The sequence below is a fragment of the Schleiferilactobacillus harbinensis DSM 16991 genome, from assembly GCF_000425885.1.
GTDB classification, from domain to species: Bacteria; Bacillota; Bacilli; order Lactobacillales; family Lactobacillaceae; genus Schleiferilactobacillus; species Schleiferilactobacillus harbinensis.
This window is the reverse complement of the sequence record NZ_AUEH01000015.1, coordinates 45,169-61,767: the sequence shown is the minus strand read 5'-3', so window position 1 is coordinate 61,767 and position 16,599 is coordinate 45,169. Positions and strand designations below refer to the sequence as shown.

Sequence of the window (16,599 nt, the reverse complement as noted above, 5' to 3'; positions counted from 1 at the left end):
TTCGCCAAGTACTACGACAAAAAATACGGGGAGGTACCAAAGTATCAACACCGACGTGCTTGCATTATGACCGCTCGCAAGCTCGTACGCGTGATCTATAAGCTGTTATCTGATCATGAGCTGTACGTGCCTGCCAAAGTGGTCTAACGCGGCAAGCGACAACTTAGAAAGCTAGGACTACCCAGAAAAATCATCACGTTCCTGGGCTGGGGGAGGTATACGCCATAAGCTCTTACTAACCATCAATTTTCTTCCTGCACCTTCTTGACTTCAGACCGCAAGTCTCTTGTTGACTATCCTTTCAGAGAACCGATCAGAACACCTTTGACAAAATACCGTTGCAATAACGGGTACACCATAATGACGGGCAATGACGACACGATCATGACACCATACTTAATGACCGCCACCAACTGTTCCTTACTGAACGCCGCTTGGGCCGCGCTTTGCGAAATCGTTGAGCCCGTGGCTGAGCCCTGCTGCATGTCCTGTAAGACCAGGATCTGCCGCAACACCATCTGCAACGGGTATAAGTTCTTGTTTTGCAAATACACCAACGAGTTGAAATAATCATTCCACTGCCCTACCCCATAGAACAGGGCCATGACAGCAATAATAGGAGCCGATAATGGCAGGACGATGCGGAAGAAAATCTGAAAATCACTAGCGCCATCCACCTTGGCCGCTTCTTGCATCTCCCAAGGAATGGTGGATTGGAAGAACGACTTCGTCACGATGATGTTATAGACTGACACTGCATTAGGAATGATGATCGCCCAAACCGTGTTGAGCATGCCTAGATTGCGGACCAGTAGGTAGGTTGGAATCAATCCGCCACTGAGAAACATCGTAATCAGCATAAAATTGGTGAACCACTTCTTACCGGCAAAGTCCCGGCGGGAAATGGCATAGGCACAAGGAATAGTGATGAACAGGCTGACCATGGTGCCGCTGATCGTGTAGAAAATGGTCATCATATAGCCGCGCCAGATATCACCATATTGCAGAATGACTTTGTACCCATCGAGATTGAAGCCGACTGGCCACAGCCACATCTTGCCGGAGTTAACCGCCAACGGACTGCTCACGGAGGCACTGATGATATAAATCAAGGGATACAGGACGATCAACACAGCGAGGCCAATGAAAATATACAGAACGAACAGAAAGATGCGGTCGGTCGGGGTATCCTTAATCAATTTTGACGTATGCATGGCTGTATCCCTCCTTTACCACAGACTGGTATCCGAAACTTTGCGAGCAATGTGGTTGACGACAATCAGCAAAATCGCGTTAATTGCCGAGTTAAACAAGCCAACCGCTGCTGCGTAGCTGTACTCACCGTTGATCAAGCCCTGGTTGTAAACGAATGTCGCAATGACATTGGAAGAAGAAAGGTTCAACGGATTTTGCAGCAGCAAAATCTTTTCATATCCCATGGAGAACAGATTGCCGACATTCAGAATGAGAAGAATGACCATGGTTGGTACGATGGCCGGCAAATCGATATGCCAGATGCGTTGCAGACGAGACGCCCCATCAACAATAGCGGCTTCATGCAGGGCGGGATCCACTCCGGCCAACGCAGCCAAATAAATGATCGATCCCCAGCCAGTTTGCTGCCACACATCGGAAAGGACGTACACCGTCTTGAACCATCGAGGATCACTCATAAAAGAGACCGGCTTAATGCCGATGACGCCCAACAAGTGGTTGATAATCCCCGTTGAGGGATCCAGGAAGGCAATGAGCATGCCGCCCATAACCACGACTGAAATAAAATTGGGGGCGTAGGTCACTGTTTGAGTAAACTTTTTCCACCACCCCGTTTTCAATTCGTTAATGGCTAATGCCAGAATAATGGGTAACGGGAAGCCGATGGCCAATTCGTAAACCTGGATCCCCAGGGTGTTGCGTAATAAGTCCCAGAAATAGTAGGAACTGAAAAACTGCTGGAAATATTTGAAGCCCACCCATGGGCTGCCCCAAATACCTAATGATGGAATATAGTTCTTAAATGCAATGAGCACACCGTACATCGGTCCATAAGCGAAGATTGCGAGAAACAGAAATGCTGGCAGAATCAACGCGTACAATTGCCATTTTTCTTTCAGCGTTTTAAATGAGTGCTTCTTCTGCAACCGCCGATTAGTAATCGGAAGCGGTGCGGGACTGAGTTCCTTCGCCATGTGCTCGTTCCTCCCTTCGTGGCACAATCTGAGTGATTAACGGCGAACACAGTACCGCGTATCCGCTGTCGACCACACCATAGCCGTAAAGGTAAGGGCTTACAATATGTGGTTTTTTCACGTTATGTGATTTTTTCACGCCGCCGGCCGCTAACCCTCGGTAACTCACAATTCTTCGCTCAGCACGTTAAAACCTAGCAACCATCCGCAATTCAATTAATTGACTTCCCACTCCACGATAATATACTTTGTTTGAACTGAAAACGCTTGATTTTTGTTTTGCACCCTATTATCAGAAAATTTGGAGGCGACTTTTTTGAACAAAGGACAGCCGATCTTGGCCGCTTATTACCGTTCCTGGCGGGATAAATTTTCGAATTCCGCCAATCCAAACTACTTTTCCGATCTGCCCCCGGCAGTGGACATTGCGATTATCTTTCCCAATGACGAAGTTCAACCCGCCTTTTGGGCCCACTTGCCCGCGGAAGTCGACACGTTAATCGCTAAGGGCACCACCGTATTGCGTACGCTGTTCGTAGATGCCTTGCTGCAGCCGCACTTTCAGTTAGCAGAAGATGCAGCCCCGCTGCTCCCCTTCACTGAAAACGATGCGGGTTACGCCGCCCGGGCTCAGGAAATCCTGACCCGGTACGCGGCTCTGCCTGGCATTACTGGCCTTGTCATTGATGTTGACCACCCGCTCAGCGCCTCAGAAGTCCATCGGGCAGCTGGGGTCTGGCGGGCTTTAGCCGCTCGGTTGCACGATCAAAAGACTGGTGGCGGTATGCTGGTCTTTGACCATGATATCTTGACCGACTTTTCGCCCCTCTTTCCAGCCGTGGCGCCATTCACCGATTATGTCTTCGTGGATTGCTACGGATTGAGCCTCGCTGATGTTGAGCGCCGCTGGGCCGATTATGCTCCGTATATTGCCCCCCAGCAGTTCATACCCGGATTCTCGTTTTATGAAGAACGGGGCGAATACTGGCATGATATCTCTGGTCAGCTCGCCGGCAGCCATGCAGCAGATTTGATTAAGTGGCAGCCGATGGGCGGCACGAAGGGCGGCCTGTTTGCTTACGCCGCCGACCGTGACGGCATTACTGAAGGCAATGATACCTTACAGTACACGGATTTTAATCAATTGAAGAGCGTCAAGTCATTACTTCTGCAAAACACGCAACAATAAGGAGGCAGGCCATCATGGAGATGCCCAAGTCCATCCAGCGGATTTATTGGTTAGGCGAACAGATTCTGCTGGGAATTAAGCTGCAACTCTTATTTCTAATTGGTTTTCTAGCCGGCGGTATTATTTTGGGTTTCTTTCCAGCTCTGACGGCAACAATGAAAATCTTATTGCGCCGATTTTCTGAACCTGCGCGTGACAATCCCCGCCAAAACCAGCTCAACCCGTTATGGCACGAATATTGGACGTATTACCGGCATGTGTTTTGGCAAGTCAATGGCATTTCGGCCATGACTGTCGCTGTGACCGCCATCATCGTGCTCGACTTCGCCGTCAACCGCTTATATTTGAAATCGGCAGTAATTCAATTTGTTCTGGTTGTTCTAAGCGTGCTCGGTTTGTTGTTCTGGATTTACCTTTATCCCGTCTATAATCGATATCAGCTCACTTTTTGGCAATATTTCCGGCAAACCGCCATCATCGCATTGTCGAATATCCGCTATTCTCTGGCCACTTTTGCGGCATTATCTGGCGCCACGGCTATTTTTACCCTGTTTCCGGCATTGTTGACTTTGGCTATCGTGCCACTTTACCTGACACCCATTGTTTGGTTCATCTATCAGGCCTGTGCCCACGTCGAAATGAAAGTCAACTATGCTGGCGGCGGTGATCCGCAATGAAACCAGGCAAGTCGTTGGCTCAGTTTTTCTGGCGGCAAAAGAAAATCTCAACCAGTTATTTTCTATCCTTGATCTTTGTATTTTTGATTCCTTTTGTCATCTTAGCGGTCAGCTTTTTGGTATTTTCCGAAAGCATCCATCAGAACAATCAACAAGCGGTCCACACAAAAACGCTGGATAATGCCACCAGCGAACTCAATGACCAGTTGGACCATCTCCTCATTGCCGCTCAGCAAATCGGCATGGACACAACGATCAGTACCGATGACGTTCATATCGATACCGCGATTGACCTCCAATCCGCACTTGCCCGCTATCAATTGAGCAGTTCCCTCATTGACAAGCTTTTGGTCTTTTACTATCGGGATCCAGCGCAACTGTATTCGTCGGACGGGACATATGATATTGATGCCGCCCTGTATAAATACGGCCTCGCGAACACTGAGAAGATGCCCGGTAAATTTCAAACATTATACACTGACAAACCCTTGGTGCTAGCAGCCAAAGGTGAAGGGCTCAATGGCGATCTCAACATTCTGGTCCCCGCCGCCGGTTCTCTAGGCAGTGCACCCTACGCCACCATTATTTTCCATCTCAACGGCAGTACGATCCAGCACATGCTGGATCAATCCGTCGGTGCGTCTGATCAGCTGCTTGTGCTGGCCCACGATCAGCAAGTCTTAGTCAGTACGGACTATGGCAAACTGAAATTGCGCGATTTAGCCGCCGGAGCGGCCCCCGTCCCGCTGACCCAGCTCACTGCTGCTGCGCGGAAAAACGGTATGCAGACCACCACTGCCAGCGCCACGGGGGATTTCTTCACAGTCACCTCAATTGCCAGCAAAGCACACCTCGCAGCCGTGTTTGGCGACTTTGTCGGCCGCTATTTCTGGATCTTGATTCTTCTAGGCGGCATCGGATTTCTATGTATCCATATCCTTGAGCGGCGCCAATATCAGCTGATCGCCGATATAGAGAAGAAATTCCCCGCACCAGCCACCGCTTCAGCTGGCCTATCGGAACAGGAACAATTACAGCGCACCATCACGACGTATGTTCAGGCCCATCAGACAATCGAGCAGCAGGCCCTGCAGCAACTCCCCTTTGTCCGGGAACAGGTATTTCAATCGCTGCTAACTGGACGGGTCGGTCTACCGGCTGATCTGACAACAAAATTGCAGCTGGCCCAGGTCAGCCTGCCATTTCGTTTTTTTACTGTTGTTCTATTTTCCGCAGCTACAGACGAAACCGTTGATCATATTGGCCAATTCGTCATACACACTAATTTTGCGTACTATGTGACGGCGCCGATTGGCAACAATCAGCGCGCCATCGTGTTAAATCACGGCGAACGGGCCAATAGTCAAGCGCTGCTTTCCGAAATTGTCACTGCAGATGATTGGCAAGGTGTCGCGGCTTTCTACTTAGGCGGTACGGTCGATAGTATCCGCGAAATTCATACTAGTTTTATTCAGGCCGCTTCGTGCCTGCTGACCACTGAACCGACTCCCAATCAGAAATTCTACATCTTCCGACACTTGCCAAAAAAGGCTATGACGCCGGCCTTCTTAGACACGGCCGATCAACTCAAACTGGATACGGGTATGTTAAATGGTAATCCGCAGATGGCACTGGCTGCTTTTGAAGATATATTTGCCGCGGTGCGCACCGCCTTTGACCCAGACATGCAGTTTGACCTCGGCTCAGCCATGCTCATTACCCATATTCTCCAGGCTGATTATCAGATTCATCATCGCCTTAATGAGCCATTATTGCGCAATCTGCTTGCCAACGAATCACTGGCAGATCGGCATTTGATTCTCAATCAGGCCGTCCAAGATATTGCAGAGGCCGCTTTGAGCCAAGAAAAACGAATCACTGCCAATAAAGACGCCAATTTAGAACAGTATATTGTAAGCCACGCCGCTTCTCCTGATTTCTCCTTATCCGAAGTTGCTGATCATTTTGGGCTATCGCTGCCCCATGCCAGCCGATGGGTCAAAGATGTCACCGGGCAAACTTTTACTGCGTATTTGCAGCAATTGCGGTTTGACCGAATCAAAGAAGCGCTGGTTGCCACAGACGCCCCCATCAAAGATATCATTGAACAGAGCGGCTATTACGATTTGGCCAATTTCACTCGTAAGTTTCGCTCAGTCGTCGGTCTGCCCCCTGGCCAATATCGAACCGTAATGCGGCAGAAAGGCCAAGATGCATAATTGAATCACTGCGGCATTCGGTGACCCCGCCGAGTGCCGCTTTTTGTCGGTGGTCAAAACTCAAGAAAACTGAGACCTTTTGTTCAGACTGCCCAACCGCCCGCCTCCTTATACTGTACTTGGAAAGCGATTTCCATTATTTCGGTATCAAGGAGGTTTTCTATGGCACATCAAAACCGTGACCAGCCGCTCTTCAAGCTGGCGCTGCTCTCATTATCCAGTATTTTAGCCATTGCCCCGTCACTCGGTCCGGCCATCCCGGAGGTGGCCAAGCACCTGCCCGGCGTATCGGCCGCGAACATTGAGATGCTGGTTACCATTCCGAACTTGGGTATCATGATTTTTGTCCTCGTCAGCGGCTTTTTTGCCAGTCATCTCGGCGAAAAACGGATGATCATGTTTGGGCTGCTGGTAGCGACGGTGGCCGGATTGGCACCGCTGGTCACCAATAATTATTTTGTCATCCTCAGTTCCCGCTTCCTGCTCGGTGCAGGTATCGGTTTAGTCAATCCTTTGGCCTACAGCCTGCTCAACATTTTGTACACCAGCAATGAGTCGGCTACACTGCTGGGCTACGCCAACGCCATCACGTCGCTGTGCGGTGCGGTGACTGCGGCGGTGGCCGGTTATCTGGCCTTGATCAACTGGCACGCTACGTTCCTGATTTATCTGCTGGTCTTGCTGCCGCTAGGGCTGTTCGCCTTGGCTATTCCCCGCGACTTCTTGGGGGATACCCAAACACCGGCGGAGAAAGCTGCACCAGTTAAAACTAAAACCTGGGTGGGCTGGCCCGTCTTGCTGCTGGCGGTCGGCCTGTTTCTGTTCTATGCCTTATTGTTTGCGTTATATATCAAGGTGCCGACCGCACTGATTGAAAATCGGATCACCACGCCCGGGGCGGCCGGTTTGATCGTATCCTCATTTACGATTGCCGCGATGGTTGTCAGCCTCGGCTACGGCCAAATTTATCGGCATCTTGGCCACTACACTATCCTGATCAGCATGCTGGGCGTCGGGATCACGATGATACTCCTGGCCGAGAGCCGGACCGCCGGGCTGGATTATCTGATCAGCGCCTGTTCCGGTGTCTTCTTTGCCTCCACCCTGCCTTATGCCTTTATGCTGGGCGCCCAAATTTCGCCGGCGCATGCCGAAAACCTCACGTCGTCAATTCTGCTGATTGGAATCAACCTTGGCGTCTTCTTGTCGCCCTATCTGTTCAACTTAATGAAGCTGATCCACCCTGATCTGAGTGCCAATACCAGTCTCCTAATTGCCGGAATGGGGATCGTTCTTCTCGGGCTGGCCTTCTTCTTTGCCAGCCCCACCGCCAGAAAGGAAGCGCCTGTACAATGAGCACATTTTGGACCCCCACCATGCAAACCTATTACCAGCAACTGCAGAATCTACAAGATTTCAGTACAGTTGACCAGGACCAGGGCGTCACTCGTCTGGACCGGCGAATCACCGCCGCCCCCGACGGACATTTTGACCCGCTGATTGCCGCCTTTGAAGGCCATGACCCGCAGCCGCGTGTCGTTCATATTCAAGCGCCGGCCCACTTTTCACCCCAAAACGACGCCCAGCAGCAGGCTCTGGCGGTGCGTCAAACCATGGGCATTCTAAATGTGAACCTCGCCCCAACGATCACAGAAGAAACACTCTCCACCGCAGTCCCGATTACCGTTTATCAGCGGCCTTATGCCGCTCAGCGCCAATGCCTGATTTTCCTCCACGGCGGCGGTTTTATCGGCGGTTCGGATGCTGTGGTGGCCAATTTCTGTAAAGGTCTTGTGGATCACAGCGATGGCCGGTTGGCAGTATTCAACGTTAATTACCGGTTGGCGCCGGAGGCAACTCTGGACGACATGCAGCGGGATGTTGATTTGGCCGTGCGCTGGGTCCACGACCACGCCGCGGACTACCACGCCCCCGCCGATGCGCTGGCCATTGGCGGCGACAGTGCTGGGGCGACCTTAGCCTTGGAAGCTGCGTACCACGACCGGGTGGTTAACCGCCACTGGCTTACCCATGAGATCCTCATCTATCCGCTCATATCCTTCACTGCCCGGACTGAAGTGTGGCCGCTGGCCAATTACCACGTGGCCCCAACAGACGAGGCGCGCCTAGCCGATCGGTTAACCGGGATGGTCCAGCTGCGTAAAATGCTGATCAATATCTATCCTGGCAACCGTACCCTGCGCGACCCGCTGGTTTCACCCGGGGAAATCTCCGACGATTGGCTGCGCATATTCCCGGAGACCTTGCTGATGACCCCGGAATTTGACTACTTGCGGCCCCAAGGCGAAGCCTTTGCTCGCCACTTAGGCGCTTTGGGCGTCCCAACGACGGACGTCTGCTACCGGGGGATGGACCACGCCTTTATTGATAAATACGGTATCTATCCCCAGGCTGAAGATGCGGCGATGGTGATCAATCATTGGTTAGATATCTCCCAAGGAGGAAAAAATGAAGCCTTTTAAGAAAATAGTTCTGGCCGGCGTCTGTTAAAGGATAAGATCATTCAGTAAACTACCATTTGTATCATACTGTAAATAAGCCCCCATCACTCTCTGGATTTCCAGAAAGCGATGGGGCTATTCATATGCCAGCTAAATTACCACGGCTGGTTCGTCGGTCCAATCGTGAACTCATTAACATTGGTGTCCGCCGGCTGGTCAATGGCAAATGCCACGACATTAGCCACCCGGTCCGGACCGATCTCGTAGGTATCATACAGCTGCTGCATACCTTCCGCGGTGCTCTTATCCGTGATCGTCTTCAGCAATTCTGTCTTGATTGCCGCCGGGTAAATGGTGGCGGTGCGGATATTGGCGTGGTCTTGCGCACATTCCATCCGCAGCGTTTCCATCAAGTCCCGCACGGCCCACTTGGTGGCGCCGTATACTGCCCCGCCGGGATAGGCTTTCAAGCCGGCCACAGATGACGTGGCAATAAAATGGCCGGATTTTTGCGCTTTGAAACTGGGCAGAGCTGCAGCAATGCCGTTCAACACGCCCTTGATATTGACGTCCACCATTGCATTCCATTGATCCGTCTGCAATTCTTTCATCGGCGAATTCGGCATCAGCCCGGCATTGAGGAACATGACGTCGATTCGGCCGAAGGTATCCTTGGCCTTTTGGACCAGAGCCGCATTGTCTGCTGGCTTAGTCACATCGGTCACTTGATAGACTGCATTCCCGCCCTGCGCCGTAATGGCCGCAGTGAGTTCTTTCAGCTTATCTTCCCGTCGGGCCCCAAGCACGACTTTGGCACCCTTTTTCGCCAGCAGCATAGCCGTGGCCGCTCCGATCCCGCTGGATGCGCCGGTAATGACAACAACTTTATCTTTGATCATCCATATGACCCGCTTTCTTAATTGATTACTGTCTATGCTACGAGCCAGATCAGCCTCTGTCTAATACTTATATTGTCTAGTAAGCTATGATTAGAATGCATAGGAGGCTGATTGCTTATGGAATTACGGGTACTCAGGTACTTCACGGCGGTGGTCACTGAACGCAATATTTCCCGCGCTGCAGAAAGGCTGCATGTTTCGCAACCGACCATTTCCAGACAATTGCAAGACTTGGAAGACGAACTCGGTGTGACGCTATTTAATCGCGGCAGCCGAACGATTGAATTAACGAAGGCCGGGGAGTACTTCGCCGCCCAAGCCCGGCAGATCCTTGCCCTTACAGACAAAACTGTGGCCAACATCCAGCAAGACCAGGGCATCACCGGCGAGGTCTTCATCGGCAGTGCCGAAGCGCCGATGATGGCCACGGTCGCCAAGGCCATTCAAGCGCTGAGCCAAACTGCCCCACAGGTGCAAACCCGCTTGTACAGCACGGATGCCAATGATGTCCGCCGCCGGATGCAAGCTGGCCTTTTGGATTTCGGGGTCGTCATGGAACCCACAGACAAAACCGGCTATCACTTTCTGCAATTGCCCGGAACAACGCAGTGGGGCGTCCTTGTCCGGCGGGATTCAGCCCTAGGGCAAAAGTCAGTCATCACCCCCGCTGATCTCCAAGGCCAGCGGGTGATCATGTCGCAGCAGAAAGGGGCCGCGGCGCTGATTGCTGACTGGCTGGGCACCAGCACGATCCAATACACCACCGTGGCGACGTACAACTTGTTATATAACGCGTCGCTGCTGGCGGCGGCTGGAGTCGGGACGGTGCTGGCTTTGGCCGGCATCATCAACACCGCCGCCACCAACCTGATCTTCGTGCCGCTCAGCCCAACCGTGGCCGTCCACGCTAGCCTGATCTGGTCCCAAGACATGCCCCTCTCCCCGGCTGCCGCAGCATTTCTCGCCGCCATCAAAAAAGATTGACTGTTCAGTCAATAATTATTGACTCACGGGTCAATGGGGTCTACACTCTGCATCGAGGAGTTGAGGAGAACATGGCAACGAATATTATTGAACTCAATCATGTGAAGAAAAACTTCGGCCGGACCCAGGCCTTGAAGGATGTCACCTTCAATCTGCCTGCCGGCCAAGTACTAGGATTTCTCGGTCCCAATGGCGCAGGAAAATCCACCACGATTCGGATCCTGCTGGGGATGCTCAAACGTGACGGCGGCGACGCCACGGTCTTTGGCGAAGATCCGTGGCACAACGATCTGGCGATCCATCCGCGAATCTCGTACGTCCCCGGGGATGTCTATCTGTGGCCCAACCTGTCTGGCGGCGAGATCATTGACCTGCTGCTGCGGCTCAACGGTCAAGACCACAACGCCAAGACCGATGCCCTAATGCAGGAATTTGAATTCGATCCGAAGAAGAAGGCTCGCACCTATTCCAAAGGGAACCGGCAGAAAGTTGCGCTGATCGCTGCCCTATCCCAAGATGCCGAGCTCTACATCTTCGACGAACCGACCTCTGGTCTGGATCCGCTGAACGAACTGACTTTTCAACAGGAAGTATTGAAACTGAAGAAAGCCGGTAAGACCGTGCTGTTATCCAGCCATATTCTGTCGGAAGTCGAAAAAATGTGCGACGCCATCGTCATCATTCGGGAGGGTAAAATCATTGAACAGGGCAACCTGGCCCAGCTGCAGCATTTGTCCCGCCTGCGCATCCAAGTCCAGACGGACAAACCGCTGAGCGCGCTGCAAAAGCAGCCTGGGGTTTATGACTGGCACGAAAGCGATGCCCATACCCAAGCCGACTTCGCGGTGGATCACGATGCGCTGGCCGCGGTCCTGGCCGCCCTGACGCCGCTGGGTGTTGTCGACCTGCAATCGACCCCGCCAACTTTGGAAGATTTGTTCCTGCACTATTACTCCGATCAGGGGGTGAGCCATCATGCTGCGCAGTGATCGCCACGTCGGCTTCCTGCTTCGGGCGAACTTGAAACAGAATCTGAAGTATTCACTGGTTTGGATCGTCATTCTAGAAATGATGGTGGCCAGCGGTGCCTTCAAAATGCAAACGATCATGGAATCCACCGGCAAAGGCGTGCAGGATCTGCTCAACATGCTGAGAATGCCTGGCATGGCCGGGCTGTTCGGGGCGATGCCCAAAGGGGTTGCCTTGAATTCCGCGACCGTCTTTGCCGGCGTCATGATGGTCTTCATGGTCATCCTAGACGCCCTGTATGTCATGCCGCTGATGGTGAAGAACACCCGCGGACAAGAAGAAAGCGGCCTGTTGGAAATGGTCCGGGCCCGCACTGTCGGCCGGACCGCGGCAGTGGCCGCCGCCCTGTGCGAACTGGTCATCGTCAACGTCATTCTGTTCGTACTCTATGTCGGCACCATCGTCAGCCTGAACTTGAAAGGGGCCGATTTCAATGGCACCTTCCTGTTCACTCTCGCCTTGATCGCGGCTAATCTGATGTTTGGCGTCTTCACCCTGCTGATTGCCCAACTGGCCAGCACCGCCCGCGGCGCCAACATGATCGCCTACACCGTCCTCGGTGCGGCATATCTGGTCCGCACGGTGACCGATATCGAAAACACTGATTGGACCTGGCTGTCGCCCATTGGCTGGGCACAAAAAACCAACGCCTATTCCGATAACAATTACTGGCCCGTCCTGCTCATGTTTGGCGTCACCCTGCTCTTAGCAGCCGCCGCCTGGCAATTGGCCAAAAGCCGGGACCTCGGCACCGGTATTTTGCCAGAACGTGCGGGCCGGGCTCGTGCCGCTGGTTATCTGCGCTCTATCCCGGCGCTCCTGTTCCGCACCACCTGGGGCGTTGTCCTCGGCTGGCTGATTGGGGCCGTGGTCGCTGGCGGCATCTTTGGCGGTGTATTGAACAGTGTCGGCGATATTTTGAAAACCAATCCGCTGTACCGCCAAATGATGAGCGTCACCCAGGTCAACGCGGCGAACAAAACCATGGTGCTGTCCTTCCTGGCGCTATATATTCTGTTGTTTGTCGCCTTCGGAGTCGTCGCTGGTGCCCAAGTCGTCTTTCGGCTCAAGGAAGATGAAGACAAGGGTTATCTCGGCGTGATCCATGCCACGAAGCAAACCCGGCAGACCATCAGTCTCAGTTATTACCTGATTGGTCTAGCGGTCTCCCTGGTCGTATTCGTCGTCGGCATCCTGATGGTCTACTACACGGGAAATGCATCTTTGAAAGACCCGCTAGCGGCAGAATACCTGACGCGGATGCTCGTTGCCGGCCTGCCCGCGGTCTTTGCCCTGGTCAGCTTGGCGACTCTTCTAGTCGGCTGGGTGCCGCGACTCAGCGCGGTCTTCTGGGTCTATATGGGCATCGGCCTGCTGGTGCAAATGTTTGGTTCACTGCTCAACCTGCCCAAGGATAGTGGGAAATTCTCACCTTTTGGCTGGCTCAATCAAGCGCCGCTGCATGCTGTGCAAACACCATGGTTAAGCGCCATGATTATCATCACCGTCGTCTTCCTCATCCTGGGTGTAATCGGCTACCGCCAGCGTGACGTCGCATGAAAGACGTGACGACTGATCCGCAAAAAGTTGAACGGATCCTGCACACGGCCATGGTCGACTTTGGCCAGCAGGGTTTTCTTAAAACCAAAACGGACGATATTGCCGCGCAAGCTGGCGTCTCGAAGGGTCTGCTCTTCCATTACTTCGGCAGCAAGCAGGGGTTGTATATTGACACGTACCACACCGCCTTTGACCGGCTCTACACCATCGTTGACCAGCAGGTCTGGACTGACGCCACTAGTTTGACCGACATGGTTACCCGGGCGACGCGCTACAAGATCAAGTTGCAATTGCAGTATCCCGTCGAATTCCGCTTCCTGATGCAGGCCTATATTGACACGCCCCACTTTCCGCCGCGATTGCAGAAAGAAATGAGTACGATGATGCAGCGCACGCAGGAAATCGGCAATCAGTATATTGCCGGTATGATGCAGAAAATCAAGTTGCGACCGGGAGCCCGCATGGCCGACGTGCTCGCCGTGGTCAACGCTGTGACCAGCAGCATCATGGTCCAGGCCGAAAAAGACATCGCGACTCATGGGTATACGAAAATTGAAGAATTGGAATCACTGATTGAAGATATCAATCGGCAGCTGACCATTGTGGAGCATGGTTTTCTGCCCGATTAGTCGGCTGTTGTTAACGGTCCTGGATGCATTCTTGCGAGAATGGTTCAGGGCCGTTTTTGATTTGTCAATTTCAATAACCGTTGTTGTCCATCGATGAAAATGGTGGGCGATCCCCTTGTGCAGTGACGAAGCGACTTGTTACGCTGAGTTTATCTCAAAATAGCGTTTTCAAGTCACGAAAGGGATGACGGAAGTTATGAAAGCAGCAGTAGTGCGCGCCAACTCCGATGGGTACGTGGACATCGTCGACAAAGAGCTGGGGGAACCCGGTTACGGTGAAGTGAAGCTCAAAATGGAATATTGCGGTTTGTGCCACACCGATATTCACGTGGCCTCCGGGGATTTCGGCGCCGTGCCCGGCCGAATCATCGGCCATGAAGGCGTCGGCCGGGTGGTCGCCCTGGGACCGGGCGTCACTAGCCGCCACTTGGGCGAACGGGTCTCTGTGGCCTGGTTCCAGTCCGGTTGCGGCGACTGTGAATACTGCAACACTGGTAACGAGACCCTGTGCCGGGCTGCTAAGAATTCTGGTTTCTCCGTGGACGGCGGGATGGCTGAAGAAGCCATTGTCGCCGCCGACTACGCGGTGCCCGTCCCGGATGATCTGGATCCGGTCCAAGCCACGTCCATCACCTGTGCCGGCGTGACCATGTACAAGGGGCTGAAAATGACGGATCCCCATCCCGGCGAATGGGTCGCCATTGTCGGGGTCGGCGGCCTGGGCAATCTGGGCTTGCAGTATGCCCGCAATGTCTTCGGCCTGCACACCATCGCCATTGATACCAGCGATGAGAAACTGGCCAGTGCCAAGGAACTGGGGGCCGACATGACCCTGAATCCGTTACGGGATGATATCGTTCAGATCATCAAGGACAAAGTCGGCGGGGTCCATGCCGCCGTAGTTTCTGCGGTGAACAAGACCGCCTTCGATACCGCCATCGAAACCCTGCGGCCCATGGGCCGGCTCGTGAGCATTGCCCTGCCGGAGGGCGACATGCAGCTGAACATCATCAAATCTGTGTTGGATGGCATTGTTGTGGTCGGCTCCCTGGTCGGTACCCGCCAAGATCTGCGCGAAGCATTCCAGTTCGCAGCGGAAGGCAAAGCTGTGCCGATCGTGCAGACGCGGCCACTGAGCGAGTTGAACGCGATGATTGACGACATGAAAGCCGGCAAGATCATTGGCCGGGACGTGGTCGATTTTTCTCTGGCATAGCTGATTCATTATCCCGCCGCAGCGCGGGATCTTTTTTTGTTTGGAAAAACCACTGCCTTGATCCAGTATATTCCGAAAGCGGCACATGTTGGGGAAAGTACTGGAAGAAGCTTAAAACACGGTCTTTACGCCCATGATCATCAGCAGAACCGCGATGAACAGCTTAAGATATCCCTGGGCGTGCACATTCTGACTCAATTTATTCAATAAGAAAGGTGCCAGCAAGGCCCCGCCAATCGCGCCAATCATTAACCCAATGCCGGCAGTCCAATCCACGCGACCGCCAGACAGATGCAATAGGGCCCCCACCAACGTCATGCCTACCAGCACGTAGGACGAAGTACCGACTGCGGCAAACATATCGAGTCCCATCAGCAGCAAGCCGGCCAGAATTGGCCCACCGCCGCTCAAGCCGGCGACACCTACCATTAAGCCGCTCAAAACCCCGTACAGACTGGCCTTCAGCCGGCTGGGCTGGGCGGTGTCCCGCTTACTGCCGTGATTGCGCTGCATAAAAATTTGAACGCCCAGTAGAAACAAAATCACGCCGACGATCCACTGATAAACAGTAGCTGGAATGTACGGCGAAATCAGCGACCCGACAATCACTGCCGGCAAAGCGGCCACTAGCATCTGGTTGCCAAGTTGGAAGTTGATCTTGCCCTGCCGGAAATAGCCGAACGATCCGATGACCAGCGATGGCAGGGCAGTAATCAGCGACGTGGCCGCTGCCCGATCCGGCGCTAAATGAAAGACGGCAGTCAGCACGCCTAAGTAAATGGCCGCGCCACCACCGCCCATGCTGATGACGAACAGACCAACAATGAAACCAACGGCAATGAGCAATACAATATTCACGATAAAGTTCCTTTCAAGATCCCGCTTTTCTATTTACAAGTTGTAATTATAGGTTACACTATGTATTAGTCAAGCTGAAAGGAGTGCCTATCGTGTCACGCCAAGTTCTCTCATCAGAAAAAATCATTGCCCAAGCCATAACGCTGATCACCGCCGACCAGACGCCGACGTTCTCAAATATTGCCCGCGCCCTGGGAACCCGATCCCAAGCCTTGTATAGTTATTATCCCAATCAAGATGCACTGCGCGCGGCGGTTTTCTTGCATGGTGTCACCGAACTCACCGAGGTGCTGAAGACTGAGCTGTTCGGTTTATCCGGCCGGACGGCGATTTTGAGATTTGCCCAAGTCTGCCGGACTCTGGGGCTCAAGAATATTCGACTCACCCGCTTTATTCTGACAACCCCGCGGCATTTGCAGGAAGGCACGGCCACTACCGCCGTGGTTGCGTTGAACGACCTATTAATGCGGTTATGTGCAGTCTACAGCACCGATCAGGCCGACCAAATTGTCATCGCCCGGACTCTGCGCAACTTGATCGTGGGTGAGGTGATCAACGTTGGTGCCGGATGGTTTCATAATACTGCGGTACCGGCAAGTACCAGTTTTGATCGGATGATTGCGCAGTATTTGGATGTGTTAGGAAATTAAAAAAACTGGTGCCGATTTCCTTGGATGGAGAAATCGGC

15 protein-coding genes are annotated in these 16,599 nt (G+C 53.0%); 11 read left to right on the top strand and 4 right to left on the bottom strand.

The annotated features are described in order from the left end of the window. Positions 1 to 293: 293 nt before the first annotated feature. Both H627_RS0106315 and H627_RS0106310 read right to left on the bottom strand, forming a co-directional pair. Complete coding sequence (locus H627_RS0106315; protein WP_027828261.1) at positions 294 to 1,214, bottom strand: carbohydrate ABC transporter permease; 921 nt, start codon at positions 1,212 to 1,214, stop codon at positions 294 to 296. Between the two features lie 15 nt (positions 1,215 to 1,229). Next, positions 1,230 to 2,189, bottom strand: coding sequence for an ABC transporter permease (locus tag H627_RS0106310; RefSeq protein ID WP_035440080.1), 960 nt, complete (start codon positions 2,187 to 2,189; stop codon positions 1,230 to 1,232). Between the two features lie 316 nt (positions 2,190 to 2,505). Here H627_RS0106310 and H627_RS0106305 point away from each other — a divergent pair, with 316 nt between their 5' ends. The 5 genes from H627_RS0106305 to H627_RS17260 all read left to right on the top strand — a co-directional run bounded on the left by H627_RS0106305 (position 2,506) and on the right by H627_RS17260 (position 8,757). Further along, positions 2,506 to 3,378, top strand: coding sequence for an EndoS/ChiA family endoglycosidase (locus tag H627_RS0106305; RefSeq protein WP_027828259.1), 873 nt, complete (start codon positions 2,506 to 2,508; stop codon positions 3,376 to 3,378). A gap of 14 nt (positions 3,379 to 3,392) precedes the next feature. Continuing rightward, positions 3,393 to 4,055 carry a YesL family protein gene (locus H627_RS0106300; RefSeq protein WP_027828258.1) on the top strand — a complete coding sequence of 221 codons (663 nt, stop codon included), beginning with the start codon at positions 3,393 to 3,395 and terminating at the stop codon, positions 4,053 to 4,055. After that, a complete protein-coding gene (locus tag H627_RS0106295; RefSeq protein ID WP_027828257.1) occupies positions 4,052 to 6,274 on the top strand; it encodes a helix-turn-helix domain-containing protein in 2,223 nt (740 codons plus the stop codon). The genes H627_RS0106300 and H627_RS0106295 overlap by 4 nt, the downstream gene beginning before the upstream one ends. A gap of 162 nt (positions 6,275 to 6,436) precedes the next feature. Further along, positions 6,437 to 7,630 (top strand): MFS transporter, encoded by a 1,194-nt coding sequence (locus H627_RS0106290; RefSeq protein WP_027828256.1) that lies wholly within the window; start codon positions 6,437 to 6,439, stop codon positions 7,628 to 7,630. Then, positions 7,627 to 8,757 (top strand): alpha/beta hydrolase fold domain-containing protein, encoded by a 1,131-nt coding sequence (locus tag H627_RS17260; protein ID WP_051225227.1) that lies wholly within the window; start codon positions 7,627 to 7,629, stop codon positions 8,755 to 8,757. The genes H627_RS0106290 and H627_RS17260 overlap by 4 nt, the downstream gene beginning before the upstream one ends. A gap of 134 nt (positions 8,758 to 8,891) precedes the next feature. Here the strand turns inward: H627_RS17260 and H627_RS0106280 are convergent, their stop codons facing one another. After that, the gene (locus tag H627_RS0106280) at positions 8,892 to 9,635 is read right to left on the bottom strand and encodes an SDR family oxidoreductase (RefSeq protein ID WP_027828255.1); all 744 of its coding nucleotides are present in this window, start codon (positions 9,633 to 9,635) and stop codon (positions 8,892 to 8,894) included. A gap of 117 nt (positions 9,636 to 9,752) precedes the next feature. Here H627_RS0106280 and H627_RS0106275 point away from each other — a divergent pair, with 117 nt between their 5' ends. From H627_RS0106275 to adhP, 5 genes are all read left to right on the top strand, one after another. After that, positions 9,753 to 10,619: a LysR family transcriptional regulator gene (locus H627_RS0106275; RefSeq protein ID WP_027828254.1), complete on the top strand. Its 867-nt coding sequence runs from the start codon at positions 9,753 to 9,755 to the stop codon at positions 10,617 to 10,619. A gap of 71 nt (positions 10,620 to 10,690) precedes the next feature. Continuing rightward, on the top strand, positions 10,691 to 11,608 hold the full coding sequence (locus H627_RS0106270; RefSeq protein WP_027828253.1) for an ABC transporter ATP-binding protein: 918 nt from the start codon (positions 10,691 to 10,693) through the stop codon (positions 11,606 to 11,608). Beyond that, on the top strand, positions 11,595 to 13,208 hold the full coding sequence (locus tag H627_RS0106265; protein WP_027828252.1) for an ABC transporter permease: 1,614 nt from the start codon (positions 11,595 to 11,597) through the stop codon (positions 13,206 to 13,208). Before H627_RS0106270 ends, H627_RS0106265 begins: the two co-directional genes overlap by 14 nt. After that, positions 13,205 to 13,837 carry a TetR/AcrR family transcriptional regulator gene (locus tag H627_RS0106260; protein WP_027828251.1) on the top strand — a complete coding sequence of 211 codons (633 nt, stop codon included), beginning with the start codon at positions 13,205 to 13,207 and terminating at the stop codon, positions 13,835 to 13,837. The genes H627_RS0106265 and H627_RS0106260 overlap by 4 nt, the downstream gene beginning before the upstream one ends. Before the next feature lie 196 nt (positions 13,838 to 14,033). After that, positions 14,034 to 15,053 carry an alcohol dehydrogenase AdhP gene (gene adhP, locus H627_RS0106255; protein WP_035440077.1) on the top strand — a complete coding sequence of 340 codons (1,020 nt, stop codon included), beginning with the start codon at positions 14,034 to 14,036 and terminating at the stop codon, positions 15,051 to 15,053. Between the two features lie 111 nt (positions 15,054 to 15,164). Here the strand turns inward: adhP and H627_RS0106250 are convergent, their stop codons facing one another. Continuing rightward, on the bottom strand, positions 15,165 to 15,911 hold the full coding sequence (locus tag H627_RS0106250) for a sulfite exporter TauE/SafE family protein (protein WP_027828249.1): 747 nt from the start codon (positions 15,909 to 15,911) through the stop codon (positions 15,165 to 15,167). Between the two features lie 92 nt (positions 15,912 to 16,003). Here H627_RS0106250 and H627_RS0106245 point away from each other — a divergent pair, with 92 nt between their 5' ends. Then, on the top strand, positions 16,004 to 16,561 hold the full coding sequence (locus tag H627_RS0106245) for a TetR/AcrR family transcriptional regulator (RefSeq protein ID WP_027828248.1): 558 nt from the start codon (positions 16,004 to 16,006) through the stop codon (positions 16,559 to 16,561). Positions 16,562 to 16,599 lie beyond the last annotated feature (38 nt).

Bases quoted from the DNA above. Each gene is read 5' to 3' on its own strand.
- H627_RS0106315 (WP_027828261.1), bottom strand. From the start codon at position 1,214: ATGCATACGTCAAAATTGATTAAGGATACCCCGACCGACCGCATCTTT.
- H627_RS0106310 (WP_035440080.1), bottom strand. From the start codon at position 2,189: ATGGCGAAGGAACTCAGTCCCGCACCGCTTCCGATTACTAATCGGCGG.
- H627_RS0106300 (WP_027828258.1), top strand. From the start codon at position 3,393: ATGGAGATGCCCAAGTCCATCCAGCGGATTTATTGGTTAGGCGAACAG.
- H627_RS0106295 (WP_027828257.1), top strand. From the start codon at position 4,052: ATGAAACCAGGCAAGTCGTTGGCTCAGTTTTTCTGGCGGCAAAAGAAA.
- H627_RS0106290 (WP_027828256.1), top strand. From the start codon at position 6,437: ATGGCACATCAAAACCGTGACCAGCCGCTCTTCAAGCTGGCGCTGCTC.
- H627_RS17260 (WP_051225227.1), top strand. From the start codon at position 7,627: ATGAGCACATTTTGGACCCCCACCATGCAAACCTATTACCAGCAACTG.
- H627_RS0106280 (WP_027828255.1), bottom strand. From the start codon at position 9,635: ATGATCAAAGATAAAGTTGTTGTCATTACCGGCGCATCCAGCGGGATC.
- H627_RS0106275 (WP_027828254.1), top strand. From the start codon at position 9,753: ATGGAATTACGGGTACTCAGGTACTTCACGGCGGTGGTCACTGAACGC.
- H627_RS0106270 (WP_027828253.1), top strand. From the start codon at position 10,691: ATGGCAACGAATATTATTGAACTCAATCATGTGAAGAAAAACTTCGGC.
- H627_RS0106265 (WP_027828252.1), top strand. From the start codon at position 11,595: ATGCTGCGCAGTGATCGCCACGTCGGCTTCCTGCTTCGGGCGAACTTG.
- H627_RS0106260 (WP_027828251.1), top strand. From the start codon at position 13,205: ATGAAAGACGTGACGACTGATCCGCAAAAAGTTGAACGGATCCTGCAC.
- adhP (WP_035440077.1), top strand. From the start codon at position 14,034: ATGAAAGCAGCAGTAGTGCGCGCCAACTCCGATGGGTACGTGGACATC.